Here is a 17818-nt window from a genome sequence, read left to right on the forward strand (position 1 = left end):
GAAAGTTGATATAGCTCATTTGTTACGTTGGCTCATGTTCTCTATATAATAGAAGAAACATGATTATAATTGTTTGTTGACGTTTTTGTTTGTTTAGTTTTCAAAGAACAATTTTAACGAGCGTTTAATATCTTACCACATTCCCTTTTTGAAATCAACATCTTTTTTAATGTTTTCTTTCGTTTTGAGGGAACTTTTATATCATACCATTTAAGCACCAGTGATACAACATATAATTTTTCCCAAAACATCTTTTATCTACAATTCCTTTTCAAAAAGATATTAATGTTCCGGAGTGGACTTTTTCTATATTACCACCACATCTATCATCCTTCAACATGAAAAATAATCCAATTTCAAAAAAACGCCTCCATCCTACCAGGAGGACAGAGGCACTACGGCTTGGTTACTTTTTAATAATCGTATATTCAATTGTCTTCGTATTTTTACTAATTGCCCCGCCATCGTTTTTAAAGATAGTTGATTTAACATCCTCAGATGGTTCAATGTGAATCGTTAATTTATTCTCGCCATCCTTTAAGGCAACATTATGGGAAAAGCTCATATCCTCATTAATCGGTACATTCTCACCATTAATCGTGAGGACTCCACCCTTAATGGCAGTCCCCTTAAATGTAATGCTATCACTTGAAACAGATTCTCCATCAGTATGCGAGGTAACCACTACTGGCTGGTCAATCCAGCGAAGGATTTTATCCTGAACCACCATCTGGTTGCCACCTTGATTTGTGACGACTACAGAAAGATCCGTCCCTGGTGCTCCGTAGCCATAATAGCTGACATCATCATCATTAGGATTAGCAGGGGTGTGGTCAGCGAGACCTTCTTCATCCCACGTTCCATTTTTAACGTACTTATATGTCAGTACTTCACCTTCCTGCGCTTCGACCGTATATTCATAATCATTTGTCACTGCACCGCCCCGCGTCATCGTCCATGCTCCAGTATTCCAGCCATTTTTACTGCCCGGGATGGTAATATTCACTCCAAGCGGTGTATAAGATGGTGCATTTACCTTAAACGTCACCTTAACAGTCACAAGTTCAGGTGTAATAGTAACGGTATTTGATTTTACGAGATTTCCTGCCTGGTCATAAATGTCCACTTCGTACTGATACGATTTTCCATTGGTTACATTTATATCCTTGTATGAATCTTTACTAGAATCAAACAACTGATCAATGATTTCGCCATCACGAACAATGGCAAACATGTAAGGATCTTTCGCTCCATCGACCTTCCAGGATAGATTGACCTGTCCCGACTCTTGTGCAGGCTGCTTCAAAGTTATTTTATCAGCAGGAGCAGTGGTGTCATCTCCTTTTGCAAACTCCGCTGTTTGTGCGTCACTCACTACCCAAGTCCGTCCTAAATCTGTTGAAATCGCATATCGATATTGATAGCTTCCTTCTATTAATGGAAGGAAATTGGCACTGAAGACATTTGCAGTTTCATCTTGATTCACATAACCTGCTTCAAAGTCAGACCATGTATCCTTCCCAGGTGATTTCACCTGCAGCTTCGCCTGCAATCCTTCCATCTGGCCTATTTCCGTCTCACCTTTTACAAAAATATTGGCGGTAACCGTTTGCGGTTTCGTAAGGTCGATCGCAGAAGATGGAAGTGTTGTAATGTAATCCAACTTATAAAGAGTATCCGTTAACTCCACATGCGGAATAACCGCCTTCGCTGTTTCCACTTTCTCCGAGCTATTACCGTTTTTATCGAGTGCAGCAACGGCAAAATAATATTTACGAGCGTTATCCAATCCATCAATGGTTACAGAATTCCCCGTGGTTTCTTTAACTTTTTTATAAAAAGCCCCGGAAATTGTCGTTTGGTAAATAGCGTAGCTTTTTGCATCGCCTTCCCAAGATAGTATTGCCGAATGGCTTCCTTCTTTTACGATTAAATCGCTAACTGCTTCCGGACGTTTTAGGTTCTGACCTTTATCCGATACAAGCATCCGCCCGCTCATTGCTGGAACCGTAACGGTTAGTTTCCCTTCTTTCGAAATGGCAGTGTATTTTTTATCGAGCTGGTCTGTTAAGGAAATGCCATTTTTCAATACATCTCCAACATTCAGTTCAACCGTTTTTGCTTCGTTTCCGCGGTTGGTTAACACCACTGCGAAATTCTTTTTATCTGAGCGGGAAAATGCAAGCACATCCCCTTTCGCATAGAGATGGTTCAAATCACCAAAGCTGAATAAATCATGATAATCGTTGCGCACTTTGCCTATTGTTTGATAGTGTTTTACAAGATCCTTGTCTTCGTTCCCCCACGGATAAGTGCGGCGGTTGTCCGGATCCTTTGAACCCGTTACACCCGCTTCATCCCCGTAATAAACGGTCGGCACGCCGGCATAACCCATTTGCAGAATCGCTGCGAGCTTAAGACGTTGAATCCCGAGTTTTGGATTATAATTTTTATCAAGCTCTGCCCGTTCATAGGAATCCGTTCCATTCCCTAATAGAAAAGAAGCACGCGCAGTATCATGGGATCCCATAAGGTTCATTAAGGAATAAAAAGCTTCCTTTGGATAATCTTCGAACACCGCATTTAGCTGATTTTCGGCCCCTTCTGCATTTCCATTTTTCAAGTAATTGATCATGGCATCGCGGAAACGGTAGTTCATGACCGAATCATATTGGTCACCAAGGAAATACTTGGAGGCATCGTCCCAAATTTCGCCAAGAATTAATGGATCATCTTTCTTTCCAGCTTTCAGCTCTTTACGAAATTCACGCCAAAATTCCGGATCTACTTCGTTGGCAACATCTAAACGCCAGCCTGATGCACCGCGGTCAAGCCAGGTTTTGGCGACTGAATCCTTATCGTACATAATGTAGTTGGCAAACTGTTTATTGTTTAACTCTGAATTATAATCGACAGCTTCTCCAGGAATTGATTTAATTTCCGGAAGTGAATCATAGCCCCACCAACCCTGGTATTGATAGACACCATCCACTTTTTTGTTTTCAATGTTGAACCAGTTTTGAAAACCATACGGGCTGAAAATTTGTCCTTTGAACTTTTCCTCTACCTGTTTCTTGGCATCGGCTTCTTTTACCCCTTTGTTCACTAGGTCATAAATGGCGGACCAGTATTCATAGGCACCGACCGTTTTATATTTTCCGTAACGGTCAAAGTAAATCGAATCATCCCCAACATGGTTAAACACGCCGTCTAATATTAAATGCATCTTCCGTTTCTTTAATTCCTTTGTAAAAGTTTGAAATTCTTCCGGCGTGCCAAACATCGGATCGATCGTTTTATAATCCGTTGCATCGTATTTATGATTAGATGCCGCTTCAGCAATCGGATTTAAATAGAGGGTGTTCACACCTAATGATTGAATATAATCAAGCTTTTGTTGAATTCCGGCAATATCCCCGCCAAAGAAATCATTGGACCATATTTTATCGCCATCATACCCATCAGTGTTTTCCTGACGAGGGTTGTCAGGCAGTTGACTCCAGCTGCGATGCTCAATCGGCTCATCGCCTCGTGCATTTGATTTTGCCTCATCATTCTTTTTATTTCCATTGAAAAAACGATCTGGAAAAATCTGATAGACAACAGCTTCCTTCATCCAATCTGGAGTTTTGAATCCTGGGTCAAAAACGGTTAATTGGAATAAGGATGCATTTGATTCGGAAGCTGTCCCTTTTCCGCCTTCTTGGGTGTCTTCACCGTATTCTTCTAGTGTATTGCCATCACAGGCAATAAATTTATAGCCATAAACACCTTTTTCTCCCGGGTTAAATGACGCTTCCCAAAGCTCTACTTGTTTACCATTCTGCTCTAGCCATCCGGCATTTTTCATCTCGACGGTGGAGGTATTTCCAGTGTTATAGTTTTTAAGCTGCACCTTTGCACCTGTTAAATCTCCCTTTTTCGCTTGAAGACGAAGCTTCACCGTATCTCCCGTTTTTACTGCACCAAACGGTGAGCGGTAAGCAGTGTCCCATGTGTTGTGTAATAGCTGGTCCACTTGGATTTTGCCGTCCGGCACTCCCGGGTCATAGTCCGTATACACATCTTTTGTATCATGATTATAAAAGAACGTAATCGTCGAATCCTTTAGGACATATAGAACAAAATTGTTTCCAGGATAAGCAGAGGCTGACCAATCTTTTCCTAAAACAATCTTAAACTCGTATTTTCCTTTCGGCACTTGAGTTGTATACGTGTACACATTGTCCTGATCCCCATCTTGTAAAATTGCAGTGGAATCACCAGGTGACCACTCACCGCCGGCATTGATTTTCGGCTGAATATCCCCGACAAGTCTTGGCTTTTGATCAACTGGCAACTCTAATGGAACAGTTACTTTATGGGTGTGATCATCATAAATAAATTTAACTTGTGTTTCTTTTTCAAGACTCATTTTGTAATTTTCTCCACCTGCAACCCCATTTGCCCCATAATTTTCATCCCATGAGCCATTAATGGCAACTTTATACTCGTAGTTTCCAGCAGGCAGTGTACCTGTGAATATGTATGTTCCGTTTTCTTGCTGTTTCATTTGGGTGGCGGGGTCGGCAGGATTCCAATCACCCGCCCCCCCAAGTTCAGTCTGCAAATCACCAACAAGGGTAACAACCCGCTCCGCTGCGTTTGTTTGTTTTGGGTTCATGAGCGCAGCGCTTGCAACCGTTTGCACAATGAGTAAAAAGAGAGTTAGCAAACTTACAAACTTACTAGATTTTCCTTTCATAAAATTCCTCCTCTTCATTATTTTAAATTCAGGCAAACGTTTGCACAAATACCACTAGAAAACGCTTACTTAGAAGCTATTATCTCACCTTGGTATTTTCAGAAAAATAGGACTATTTTACCGTTTTGTCAGATAATTCGACAGAATCCAAGAGTTTTAACCTGACAATTCATTAAATATAGAAAGTATTGCAATATATTTTAAGATGAAGGTGTTTTGGATGAACAAAATGGTTGTTGTAGTAAAGGGCGTAATTTTTCATAATGGCAAGGTTTTAATTGTTCAGCGGGCAAGAACCAATAAAATCGGCGTAGGTAAATGGGAATGTGCCGGCGGTAAAATCGAGTTTGGCGAGGATTTAGAAGCCGCACTTAGGAGAGAAGTAAAGGAAGAAACAGGGTTAGAGATTACGGTTGGAAAAGTTTTATATGCATCTACTTTTAAAAATGGTCCTTCCACACAGCTCATTATTCTAACCTATCAATGTGCGAGCGAAAATTGTGAAGTCACTCTCTCAGAGGAGCATTCGTCTCATAAATGGGTCAGCAAAAAAGAAATAAAAGGGTTCCTGAAGCCTGAAATTTTGAATGACTTTGAAAAAAATCAAGTGTTTGCGCTTAATGCGTGGGGATGAGTTTTGTCCTTCCACTTCTCTATTACAGAAAATTTCTCCCACTTCCCCTCTCAAGCACGACATTCTGGTAAAATGAAAGATATTTAGCAAACCGAAGGAAGTGAGCAGTTTGAAATCCGGAAACGGGAAAATTTTGCTTGGGTTATCAATTGCCGCCTTTATGGGGCCGTTTACCCAAACCATCTATACACCAAGCTTGGGGGAGGTGGGACAATATTATCATGCCAGCCAATTTATGGTCAATTTAACTATCTCTTTATATACCTTTGTGTTAGCGACCAACCAATTCCTAGTTGGCCCATTGGCAGATACCCGCGGGCGAAGAGCGACCCTGCTTCCTGGCCTGCTTATTTTTATCGTAGGGTCCTTGATTTGCTTCCTCTCGCCCAACTACTATCTATTTCTGTTTGGGCGGGCGCTGCAGGCATTCGGAATTACGACCGGCTCCGTCGTTGCAGCAGCAGTTATTGGTGATCTTTATCCACCAAATGAACGCGGTAAAGCAATGAGCGTGTACCAGACGATGGTGTTCCTTGGTCCCGTTCTTGGTCCGGTCGTTGGAAGCTTTATTGCCGCCTCCGCTGATTGGCATACCGCTTTTGCTGTCTTAGCAGCTGGCGCATTATTTGCTTACTTTTATAATCGCGTCATCCTGCCGGAAACCCTGTCGAAAGAAACAGCTCCTAGGAAAATCACTGCAGAGACCTTTTTAGGAATCTTGACGAATCGGGCCGCTTTTTCTGTTTTACTTTTGGGCTTTGTCCAGTTTTACGGCTATTATATTTACCTTGTCTTTATTCCCGGCTTATTAGATGAATTATTTCAGGTTCCATTGGCTGTAAAAGGGCTGTTTTTCCTTCCGCTTACCGCAGGAATCGTAATAGGTTCGCTTCTGGGCGGAAAACTTCAATCGTCCATGAGGCATACCTCCATTCTGATTTATACGGCCTATGGAATTGGAATCGTGGTAACTGTCTTTTGGGTATGCCTTCACTGGGGTCTCTTAAATATACCAGCCCTGATTGTCTTACTCCTTTTCTATGGAGTAATGCTCGGGATGAGCTTACCTTCCCAATCGACCTCGCTGGTCAATTTATTTGCCAAGGAAAAAGGAACCGCGATGGGAGTTTACAATTTTGTCCGCTTCACCGGTGCCGCGATTGGGCCGCTTCTAGGTTCTGCCCTATTTAAACTCGGCGGCGATGATGCCTTATACATCACGTTATTCTTGTTCCTGTTATGTGGCGCAGTGGTGATCCAGAAGAGCAGCCGCGCAAACGAAGCATTGCACGGATAAACAGTAAAAAGCCAGGCAATGCGCCTGGCTTACTTTAATTCCTCAATAATTGAAAAAAGCTCTTCTAAATGATTAATTTCATAAGTAGGAATCACTTCGTTACGTTCCTTCTCATGGCGGTTAATCCAAACCGATTGAATCCCAGCACGATTAGCCCCAAGAATATCAGTCATCAGATTATCCCCTACCATAATCACTTCTTCTTTTTCCAGCTCCATTAAAGAAAGTGCATGTTCAAAAAGAGACGGGTCCGGCTTTCCTCTGCCAAAATCCCCAGAAATCACGATTTTATCAAAATACGGTACAAGCTCAGGGGTAATCGTTAATTTCGTATTTTGTAAATCAGGTGAACCATTGGTTAAAAGCAGCAATCGATAATTTCCTTTTAGCGCATCCAATGTTTTAAACGTTTCCTCGTAAACAAATGGTGTCTTCCGACGCTCTTCTGGAAAACGCTCTGCTAATTCATAGCCAAAATCAGGGTCATCCACTCCTAATTTTTTCAAACCTGCGGTCCAGGCATCCTTACGATAGAGTGGAACCATTTCCTTCATTTTCGGGAACTCATCGTGTTCATCTAAAAAATTCCCCCATAGTCCTTCAAAAGGGTTGATTCCGATCATTTGCGTAAAGGGATAGAATTCATAGGTAGAGTATAGCTTTCTCGCTTCTTCACGAACCGCTTCCTCCAATTGTACATGATCAACACCATAACGTTCTTCCGCGACCTTACAAGTCGCAACAAATGCTTCCTTCACGCTTTTTTGATCCCAAAGAAGTGTATCGTCTAAGTCGAAAAATATTGCTTTTAACATTTTGAACCTCACCTTGTGTATGATTTATATTTTAATAGTTTACCATCTTTGAAATAAAAAAAATATAAAGAAAACTCAACTTTTCAAGGAGCACCTAAATTATTTTAAGTTAAAAAATAGACACATGAAAACTCATGTGTCTACCTTTTTTAAAGGATGAACATTCCTACGATTCCGCTAAGGATACCGATTACTACTGTCGAACCTGCGACGAAGAACAATACCTTTTTCGGAAAGGATCTTGCCACAAGGATAAGCGATGGGAGACTAACGGATGGCAATGTCACTAATAGTGCGGCAGCCGGTCCGCCGCCAAGTCCAAATGACATAAACGTTTGAATGATAGGAATCTCTGCTGCAGTTGGAATCACGAATAACATCCCTGCAAGTGCAAAGCCAATTACGGTAAGAATTCCATTTGCAGCGGCATCACTAATATGCGGGAACAACCACACCTTTACCGCACCCATTAACAAAACGGAAAGGACATAGGCTGGAATAATATATAACACCATGCTGCCCATAGCTTTTGACCATCTTGCTAAAAATGAACCTGATGCTTCTTTCTCTGCTTTTTCGAGCATTTTATCAAGGTCTACCGCTTTTGAATTTGGTGCGAAGCGATTCGCCAAGTAACTAACACCGAATGTTAAAATGACACCAAAAATTAAGCGTAACAAGGTAAACTTCCAAGATAATACAAATGTCATAAAAATTAATACGGCTGGATTAAGCGTTGGATTCCCAATCCAAAACGCAAGGCTCGCTCCAACTGAGACATTCTTTTTACGTAGGCCGACAGCGATTGGTGCTGCACAGCATGTGCACATCATCCCTGGAAGTGATGCAAGTCCGGCTACAGCCGTACTTCCAAAAGAAGTTTTTCCAAGAACTTTTAACAGCCAGTTTGTTGGGACTAATACTTGAACTAATGATCCAAGAATAATTCCTAGTACGGCTGCTTTCCAAACAGCATTAAAATAGGTCAATGCATAAGCCCAGGCACTCCCCCAAGAAGCAGCTGGTAGATCCGCTTTTTCCCCTAAAATGGATGTACCGATGGAATGAGTCGTTGCAGCGAGAATGGATTTACCATAATAAGGAACCCACTTTACATACGTTAATCCGGCAATCGCGATAAATAAAAATAGAATGGCATACACAACAGTCTTTTTGGAGTTAGGCTGCGGCGTTGGAATCGAACTATTCATTTGCGCCATGTTTCAAAACCTCCATTTAAAAAATCAACTTCTAAATTATATCACAAACTGTCAATCTATTAAGTCGATTTTCATCAAGCAAAAAATGTAAAAATGATGGCAATGGAGAGTGTTTAGTGCCACTTAGTTCCCGTTCTGATGTAAATTTTGGCTGCTCGGGCATAGACAGGCACTCGCGGTTTACCCTGAATACGATCCTCTAACGCTTGCACACCTCGTTTCAAAATCACCCGCTGTAACTGGCTTGCTGAAATAATAGCCTTGGGCCTCTTTACAATGTTGTGATAACAGGAATGAAACATGGTCTTCCGTTTCGACCCCTTCTGCAATTACCTTTATTTTTAAAAAGTGGGCCATCAAAATAATCGCTTTTACAATCGTTTGGTCATTTGCATCTGCCGTGGACTCACGGATAAAAGACTGATCTATTTTTAATTTATCAATTGGAAACTTCTTCAAATAGTTTAACGAACTATATCCTGTCCCAAAATCATCAATACTAATATTTACCCCAAGATCTTTCAGCGCCAATAAGGTAGAAACGGAATTTTCCACATCCATTGTTATACTCTCGGTAATTTCCAGCTCTAAAAAATTCGGTTCGAGACCTGTCTCAAATAGAATTTTTTCAACCGTTTCAACTAAATTACTTTGAAAAAATTGCTTAGCAGAAATATTAACCGCTATCGTGATTGGCGGCAGACCCGCCAGCTGCCATTCCTTGTTTTGTTGACAAGCCGTGCGGAGCGCCCATTCCCCCATCGGGATAATCAGCCCTGATTCTTCCGCAACAGGGATAAATTCATTAGGAGAAACGAGCCCCTTTTCAGGATGCTGCCAGCGAATTAAGGCTTCCGCCCCAATGATTTGATTGGTTTCAAGGTTAAATTGCGGCTGGTATTGCAGGATAAACTCGTTCCTTTCCAATGCTTTACGCAATTTCATTTCTAATTCCAATTCATTCTGGGATTGATTTTTTATTTCCTTTGTAAAAATAGCAAAGTTGTTCTTGCCCTTGTCTTTTGCGTAATACATGGCTATATCTGCATTTTTAATGATCGAATTAAAATCCTCTCCATGTTCGGGAAAAATACTAATCCCTATACTAGGAGTTATTAAAATCTCATGATGATTGATATGAAAAGGATCGGATAACGCAGTAATTACACGTTTTGCCATCAAAACTGCTCTTTTTTCATTCGTTTCAGGTAAAAGGAAGCAAAATTCATCACCGCCAAACCTGGAAACCATGCCCTTTTCATCTATGCAATTTTTCAGTCTTTCAGCCACTTCTGTTAAAAGCTGGTCCCCTACCTCGTGACCCATAAAATCATTGATCGCCTTAAAGCGATCCAAATCTAAAAATAAAATCGCAAAATTTTCATTATGTTGCTTAGAGGTGTTCAACACTTCCTCAAGTTTTTCTTTAAAATAATGCCTGTTCGGTAAGTCGGTTAATTGATCATGATAAGCCATATACTTGATCATTTTTTCATTATTTTTTCGCTTTGTAATATCTATAACGGTGCCAATAATGGCATCCTCACCGTTATAATCGATTTTTGAACCATAAGTTTCTAACGTAATACCTACCCGGTCTTTTCGAAACATACAGAATTGATAGGTGGTTGTTGCTTCTACATTGGTAATCAGTTTATTAATATTTTCCAAAACAGAGAGATAATCCTCAGAAGCAATTACATCTTCTAAGTTTAAGGATAAAATCTCATCATGATGATAGCCGGTAATTTCACATAACCTTGGGTTCACATATATGATTTTTCCATTTTGATAAATATAAACCCCTACCAATGAATTCTCTACTAAACTTCGATACTTTGCTTCCGCTTCGATTAGTTTTTTTTGCGCTTTTTTTTGCACAGTAATTTCTTTAATAATTGCGTAGACACCGGTTATTTTTCCATTTATATAAATTGGAATATTTGTAGCTGCGATATCCCGTTTTTTTCCTTTATGATCAAAAATCTCACACTCATACGTAACGGATTTCCCATGAACCGCTTTATTAAAGTTGAGTATCGTTTCTTCTAATTCCTCTGGAACAATAAAAGGAGTAAATGATTTATGGCGTATATCATCTAGCGAATACCCTAAGGCATCTACCGCTTTATTGGCATTCAAGATTTTCCCCTCTAGATCAAAGGTAATAATGATGTCCGGATTTTGTTCATAGAGTGACTTATAATATTGTTCATTCAGCTGCAATGCTTCAGATTGACCTGAAATTTTTCGCTTGAAGGAAGTAATGACTAAGAGAAAAACAGCAATCGGTATAAGGACAATATAATCAAGGCTGGTCAAAGAGTGTACCCCCTGTAAGGCTTTTCAAAGTTGTCTTTTCATAATTGGATGGGTTGATTCGGAAAGGATAGAACAGTTAGTTCAAGTTTTCGTGGAATATACTTATTTACAGAAAGTATACAGAAAAAAAAGATACCAGGCACTGACCAAATAATGGATAGAACCTGGCATCTGATTTTCTATTGTTGTGGTTTTATTCCGGTGTAAATTCGAATCGCATCCCTAAGAAATTCTGCAGTCCCCGGCTGTTCCTTATCGTAATAAGCCTTAAACCGTTCATCATCCACATACATTTGCGCAAGCCCCGCATGCGCCTCTTTGCTGTACTCACTCCAATAATAAGTCAGCCACTGCTGGTGAAGATTTGCCGCTTTTTGTGCTAATTCACCTGCTGGATCCCCCGTTGCGAACGCCTGGGCCAAAGTTTCCCTAACCCGCTGTTCAAGTGCAGTAACCTCTTGATATTGCTCCTGCGTCATGTTCTTTACCTTTGCATTGGATTTCTCCACTGCATCGTTCCCATACTTGCTGCGAGCTTCAGCCCCATATTTTTTCTCATTGTCATCTATCATCCTTTGCTTAAAGCCTTCAAACTTTTCTTGATCCGACATATCGATTCTCCCTTCCGTTAAAGCGATTGTTTTTTCCACGTTGGCAATTAACACCTCTAATTGCGCTCTTTTTTCCAGGAGTTTCTCACGATGTTCCCGCAGTGCTAGTGCCCCATCAAAGGATGGTGCGGTAACGATTTTCTTAATATTATCTAAACTAACACCAAGCTCACGGTAAAATAGGATCTGCTGCAAACGATCCACTTCTGCCTGCCCGTAGATCCGATATCCTGATGAATTAATTCTTGCCGGCTTAAGAATTCCAATTTCATCATAATAACGAAGTGTCCTGGTACTAATTCCTGCTAACTTTCCAAGTTTCTGCACTGTGTACTCCATCCGCTCACCTCCTAAATTAACGATACACCTTTACGCAACGTCAAGGTCAATCCCAATTTTAACAAAGCTGAATTGTTTTTTGATAATTACAATTTTTGTTGATTTCATTGACACTTTCAGCTTTTTAACGGTAAAATTTGTCCTAATATTTTAAGAGAATTTAATACAACGTGAACTCGTATAATATTGGAGATAGGGTCCAAAAGTTTCTACCAAACTGCCGTAAATAGTTTGACTACGAGAGGGAAAGGTTTTTTTGGACCTTATATTTCTCTCTTAGTCAACCTCCAGAATTTCTGGAGGTTTTTTCAAATCTAACTGAGAGGGTCTGAGAACCATGAATAAAACAAGATTAAAAAATAAAATCGCTGCAGCTGGCGGCAAAATCTCCGCTGATCTCGTTATCAAAAATGGAAAAATTATCGATGTGTTTAATCAAGAAATCCTTACTGGTGACCTCGCGATCCAAGACGGTATGATTGTCGGATTTGGCGCTTTTGAAGGAAAAGAAGTGATTGATGCCAAAAAGCGCTTCGTTTGTCCGGGATTCATTGATGCCCATGTTCATATCGAGTCATCGATGGTCACACCAACAGAATTCGCAAAAGCCGTTCTTCCCCATGGGATTACAACAGTCATCGCGGACCCTCACGAAATCGCCAATGTTTCAGGCGCCCCAGGGATACAGTTTATGTTAGATGATTCAGACCATCTTCCTCTAGATGTAAAAATCATGCTGCCCTCCTGCGTTCCAGCAACGCCGTTTGAAAATAGTGGTGCAAGGCTGTTGGCTGATGACTTAAAAGATTTTTACCAGCACGATCGTGTCCTTGGACTGGCTGAAGTAATGGATTATCCATCCTTACAAAATGCCGATGATCATATTATCGACAAAATCCTACTAACAGATGAACACAACCGTCCAATTGACGGGCATTTAGCCGGACTGGATACAACTGCAATTAATATCTACCGCACTGCAGGCATTCGCACTGACCATGAATGCACAACAGCTGCAGAGGCATTAGATCGTGTTCGTCGCGGGATGTATGTGATGATTCGTGAGGGGTCTGCGGCTAAAAACCTTACCGCCCTTATTCCTGCTGTAAACCCAAATAATGCGCGCCGTTTCTTGTTTTGTACAGATGATAAGCATTTGGATGAAATTGTCGACGAAGGCACCATTGACCAAAATGTCCGTTTGGCCATTCGCGCGGGACTGCCCCCGCTATTGGCCATTCAAATTGCTACTTTAAATGCCGCGGAATGCTTTGGACTTCACCAAAAAGGGGCGCTTGCACCCGGATATAAGGCAGACTTTATCTTAGTAGACGATCTGGAAACGATGAGGATTTCAGAGGTTTACGTTTCGGGCAAACTAACTGCAAAGGATGGAAAGTATGTTGGAGAACCCCTCCGGGCTAACGTACCAGGAGAACATTTGACCCAAACGGTGCACATCCCTAACATTCTGGAAAAAGATTTGCAGATTCCAATCGGTGAAACGGAATGCGCAAATGTAATTGGAATCATCCCGAATAGCATTGTGACGAAAAAGCTTGAAGAAACAGTTCAAACATCAGAAGGATTCTTCGTCCCATCCCTTGAACAGGACCAATTAAAGCTCGCCGTTCTTGAACGTCACAAAAACACCGGAAATATTGGACTAGGCATTGTTAAAGGGTTCGGCTTTACACATGGTGCCATCGCGACCACAATTGCGCATGATTCCCATAATATCGTTGCAGCAGGCACCAATGATAAGGATTTATTAGCAGCGATTCAAGCAATCAAGGAATTAAATGGCGGCTGTGTAGTGTTGAAAGATGGAGAAATTTTAGCAGCTCTGTCTCTTCCGATTGGAGGTTTAATGTCGGATCAAAGCTTTCTGACCATTCACCAAGAATTGAAACAAATCAATGCAGCGCTTGTGCAAATTGGTTTTACCGGCAATTTTAATCCGTTTTTGACCTTGTCCTTTTTAACCCTTCCAGTGATTCCTGAACTAAAACTAACTGATTTGGGACTTTTTGATGTTGGAACGTTTCGGCATATCGAAGTAGGAATCTAATAAAAGACCTGTACATTCACGATGTACAGGTCTTTTATCAATTATTTACGTTTTTTCTTACCGTTTTTAGTCATTCTGCCTAAAACGAAAGCACTAGCTGCCAACCCAATCATGGTGTTGGTTTTCTTATTAAATACTTGTTTTGCCACAAGATTTAAGTTTTGCGGTCTTTCCGCTAAACGGCGCATGAAATAGCCATACCAGTCATTTCCGAATGGAACATACGTACAGAAGTTGTAGCCTTCGCTTGCTAATTTTAATTGAAGGTCTTTTCTGAAACCGTACAGCATTTGGAATTCAAATTTATCATTTGGAATATCGTTCTTTTTCACAAATTCCTTCACATGGTTAATGACATGGTGGTCATGTGTCGCAATCGAAGTGAATTTACCATTTAATAAATGCCATTCAATAAGTTTGATAAAATTGTTATCGATATCTTTTTTATCTTGGTATGCGTATTCTTCCGGCTCTTTATAAGCACCTTTTACGATACGCAGACGGTAGTTTTTATATTTTTCAAGGTTTTCCTGTGCATTATAGAAATAAGCTTGGATAACCGTTCCAACATTATCATATTCTCTTGAAAGCTCATCTAATAGATCAAACGAAGGCTGTAAGTGGCCGTAATCTTCCATATCAAAGTTAATGAAGATTCCATATTCATTTGCTCTGTGTACGATTTCCCGCAAATTGTTTAAGCAGAAATCATATTCAATGTCTAACCCAAGTTGTGTCGGCTTTAAAGAAATGTGAGCATCTACTTTATTCTCATGAATTGCTTCAATCACTTGAAGAATTTGATCTTTCGCTTCGGTAGCTTCCTCTTTTTTGAAGACGAACTCCCCTAAGTTGTCAACCGTACATGAAATTCCTTGGGCATTTAATTCTTTAATGCTTTTGATTACTTCTGGAATATTGGTACCCGCAACAACACTTTGAGCACCCATTTTTAGGCCATACTTTTTAGCAGCACTATTCAAAAATTGATTTTGCGATAAGCCGATAAAAAAGTCTCTTAACATAGCAATTACCCCTTGCTCTTTTTGATTTAATTATAGCATGTTTTTTTAATCATAATTATTTTACAAATTTTCGTAAAATAATTTTTTATTGCATATTGGTAGCGTTTTAGTTTTTTAGCGTATCAAACATACTTATCTTAATACATAAAAATTCGAACATCAACCTGCAATTAAACAAAAAGAATTTTCAAATAATTATTATTCCTGAAAAATAAGAACAGGCACTTCAAATAGGAATAGAAGTACCTAATCAAACATCGTTACTTTCTTTTTCAAATAGTTTCTTCTTTCTTCGATATATAAGGTGACGATGGCTAATTCTTGATCAAATTGTTCGATTTGTTGCTTTTTATAGGGGTCATGTATGACAGAGGGACGAATCGAATGAAGGAGTTGCTCCACTCTTGGGGCCATAAATTCAACCGTGAATTGATGATTCATAATGTCCTCGAGCAGCCTGTGATACTGGCTGCGAAAGCTGTTTTCATTTAGGATTCGGGCGGTTAATGTATTGAAGCCATCAAAGGGAACATAGTTCGCTTCCATTCGCTTTCCATTCACATCTCTTCCCCAGGTTGCGTCATAATCCCATGGAATGACCTCAAACAAACCAGTAGCTCCATTGCGGTAGAGTGCATAATTATGAACAAACCCGTCGTAGTTCGATGTGAACACCACTCCTGCGACCCAGCGAAGATATTTTTCTACATTTAAATATCTTGGGATTTCTTTTTCAAATTCAGCCTTTGGAAGTGTATTAATTTTATAAATAAATTCCTGTAAATGGAGATCGTCTTTAGAACTTCCCCATTGTCGTTCATATCCTAATTTCAACGATTTTTTCGTTTCCTTATCTAAATCACTCATGAGTGAAAAATTTGCATCGCCATCCACCGCATAAAATATGGAACCATTTGGCAGACCCCTTCGTTTGATAAAATTTTCATCAACCGACTCAATTTCCAAATAAACGCCTTCCGCTTTTCCGTTTATCGTTAGAAAGACATGGCGGGACTGGGGTGCAAGACAGCCGATTTCTCTAAAAAAATCAAAGGACAATTTGTTGCGAATGAAGGAAGGGTCTTTAAATTCAGCGTTAAGATGAACCAATGAGGATCCTTTAAAATTCTTGGGTTTATAATAGGCAATTTGATAAGACTTTTTTTCAAAATCACGAATATGTGATCCCCTGTAGCTGAGATCAATTTCGAGTTTCTTCCCTTCGATCGCAAGCTGGGCCGGGACTGGATCGTCAATCCAGATATCCCTTTTTAGTTCCCGTAAGTCAATTGGGTTAATAAAAATTTTATATTGAGGTAATTTGAAAGTCTCGTCCATGATTTCCCCTCCCTAGTTTATTCGTATTCAGGAAAAATTTTTAGGTCACCAGCGGACAACAATTTACGAATGATTGGGCGAATGCCCCAAACAAGTACGAGCCGATTTACGTAACTTGATAAAAGAAGAGAGAGGTTATGACTTTTTCGTTTTAAATCCCTCTTTCGTGAAATAAGGAGGTGCAATTATGAACGAATATTCATCAGAAGATATTCAGAGAGCAGCAGAGGAAGTACAAAGAGGCGGATTTGGTGATTTCATGTTCAGAGATCCAGGATTTGGCCGTACATCACGGAGACAAACTTCTTCAAGACGAAACACTTCTAGGAAGCGGACAACAACCAGAAGAAAAACTTCAAGAAAAGTAACTTCTAGAAGAAATACAACCAGACGCCACAACCATTGCGCACACCCATCCAACTGGAGAACCATGGTTCGGGGCAACCAAGAAATCAGTACCTGCTGGGATGACGGCAACATGTGGGAACTAAGAATCCGAAATCTGTAACGCAGTGACATAACGCAGTGACAGGCACCGCCCGTGGACTTTTGCACTATTTTGTCCGTCCTGGGTGGACAGTCCAAATAGAAAACAAGGCACCTGCCCCAATCGGGCGGTGCCTGTTGTTTTTTTGGTTATTTTTTTTCTGGGATTCCGCAGCTGCCATCTGTGCAGGCTGCATCTGCTGCGTTTTCGGTTGAAAGATCCTTTAGCACGACTGGTGCCGCGGATTCTTCTTGCCATACTTGCTGAAGTGCACCTGAGAAGGTTGCGATCGGTTGTGCTCCAGAAATCGCGTATTTTTGGTTAATAACAAAATACGGTACCCCGCTGATGCCGTATTGCTGGGCAATCGATTCATCAATGCGGACATCATTGGCGTAAGACGTTTGGTCTTGAAGTACATTTAATGTCTCTTGACGGTCTAAGCCTGCTGCTGCAGCAATATCCGCCAAGGTTTCGTAATCACCGATATTCTTTCCTTCTGTAAAGTAAGCATGGAGTAGCTTTTCCGTAACCTCGGTTTCTTTTCCATGTTCTTTGGCAAATTTGGCGAGACGATGAGCGTCAAAGGTGTTCGTTGGTTTCATGGCATCAAAATCATACTTTAAGCCGACGTTAGCAGCCTGCTGCCCGACTCCTTGATTCGCTTGCTTTGCCTGTTCAAGACTCATGCGGTATTTGCCAGCGAGTACTTCATGAATGGATTCACCACTGTATTTTGGCGAGTTTGGATCAAGTTCAAAGCTTTTAAATTCAACCTCTACCTGGTCCCGATTCGGGAAATGTGCCAACGCCTCCTCTAGGTGGCGTTTTCCTATATAACAAAATGGACAAACAAAATCTGACCATACCTCTATTTTCATGGTTACACCTCGTTTTTTGTGATGATTAAGGATA

At 40.6% G+C, this 17818-nt stretch carries 12 protein-coding genes and 1 riboswitch; of the genes, 4 read left to right on the top strand and 8 right to left on the bottom strand.

Annotation, left to right across the window (positions count from 1 at the left end):
- Positions 1-406: 406 nt before the first annotated feature.
- Positions 407-4744, bottom strand: a complete 4338-nt coding sequence (locus M028_RS31165; protein WP_051591274.1) for an alpha-amylase family glycosyl hydrolase — start codon at positions 4742-4744, stop codon at positions 407-409.
- Positions 4745-4964: 220 nt separating this feature from the next.
- Here M028_RS31165 and M028_RS0127000 point away from each other — a divergent pair, with 220 nt between their 5' ends.
- Positions 4965-5378 carry an NUDIX hydrolase gene (locus M028_RS0127000; protein ID WP_231510903.1) on the top strand — a complete coding sequence of 138 codons (414 nt, stop codon included), beginning with the start codon at positions 4965-4967 and terminating at the stop codon, positions 5376-5378.
- Positions 5379-5487: 109 nt separating this feature from the next.
- Complete coding sequence (locus tag M028_RS0127005) at positions 5488-6675, top strand: MFS transporter (protein WP_026576632.1); 1188 nt, start codon at positions 5488-5490, stop codon at positions 6673-6675.
- Between the two features lie 29 nt (positions 6676-6704).
- Here the strand turns inward: M028_RS0127005 and M028_RS0127010 are convergent, their stop codons facing one another.
- The 4 genes from M028_RS0127010 to M028_RS0127025 all read right to left on the bottom strand — a co-directional run bounded on the left by M028_RS0127010 (position 6705) and on the right by M028_RS0127025 (position 11982).
- On the bottom strand, positions 6705-7490 hold the full coding sequence (locus tag M028_RS0127010; RefSeq protein ID WP_026576633.1) for an HAD family hydrolase: 786 nt from the start codon (positions 7488-7490) through the stop codon (positions 6705-6707).
- A gap of 149 nt (positions 7491-7639) precedes the next feature.
- Positions 7640-8710, bottom strand: coding sequence for a permease (locus M028_RS0127015; RefSeq protein ID WP_026576634.1), 1071 nt, complete (start codon positions 8708-8710; stop codon positions 7640-7642).
- Positions 8711-8890: 180 nt separating this feature from the next.
- Entirely contained in the window at positions 8891-11032 is a 2142-nt protein-coding gene (locus M028_RS31735; protein ID WP_051591275.1) for a sensor domain-containing protein, read from the bottom strand.
- 179 nt (positions 11033-11211) lie between these two features.
- On the bottom strand, positions 11212-11982 hold the full coding sequence (locus M028_RS0127025) for a MerR family transcriptional regulator (RefSeq protein ID WP_026576635.1): 771 nt from the start codon (positions 11980-11982) through the stop codon (positions 11212-11214).
- A gap of 156 nt (positions 11983-12138) precedes the next feature.
- A riboswitch (purine riboswitch) is annotated at positions 12139-12240 on the top strand.
- A 79-nt stretch (positions 12241-12319) separates the two neighbouring features.
- On the opposite strand from M028_RS0127025, the gene ade reads away from it, so the two are divergent.
- Positions 12320-14053, top strand: coding sequence for an adenine deaminase (gene ade / locus M028_RS0127030; protein WP_026576636.1), 1734 nt, complete (start codon positions 12320-12322; stop codon positions 14051-14053).
- Positions 14054-14094: 41 nt separating this feature from the next.
- Here ade and M028_RS0127035 read toward each other — a convergent pair whose 3' ends face one another.
- Positions 14095-15078, bottom strand: a complete 984-nt coding sequence (locus M028_RS0127035) for a proline dehydrogenase family protein (RefSeq protein WP_026576637.1) — start codon at positions 15076-15078, stop codon at positions 14095-14097.
- A gap of 246 nt (positions 15079-15324) precedes the next feature.
- On the bottom strand, positions 15325-16416 hold the full coding sequence (locus tag M028_RS0127040) for a CotH kinase family protein (protein ID WP_026576638.1): 1092 nt from the start codon (positions 16414-16416) through the stop codon (positions 15325-15327).
- A gap of 187 nt (positions 16417-16603) precedes the next feature.
- On the opposite strand from M028_RS0127040, the gene M028_RS33155 reads away from it, so the two are divergent.
- Positions 16604-16924 carry a CotG/ExsB N-terminal domain-containing protein gene (locus tag M028_RS33155; RefSeq protein WP_155925834.1) on the top strand — a complete coding sequence of 107 codons (321 nt, stop codon included), beginning with the start codon at positions 16604-16606 and terminating at the stop codon, positions 16922-16924.
- Positions 16925-17052: 128 nt separating this feature from the next.
- Here the strand turns inward: M028_RS33155 and M028_RS0127050 are convergent, their stop codons facing one another.
- Positions 17053-17784 (bottom strand): DsbA family oxidoreductase, encoded by a 732-nt coding sequence (locus tag M028_RS0127050; protein ID WP_026576639.1) that lies wholly within the window; start codon positions 17782-17784, stop codon positions 17053-17055.
- Positions 17785-17818 lie beyond the last annotated feature (34 nt).

This window comes from Bacillus sp. UNC438CL73TsuS30 (genome assembly GCF_000482325.1).
GTDB lineage: Bacteria > Bacillota > Bacilli > Bacillales > Cytobacillaceae > Neobacillus.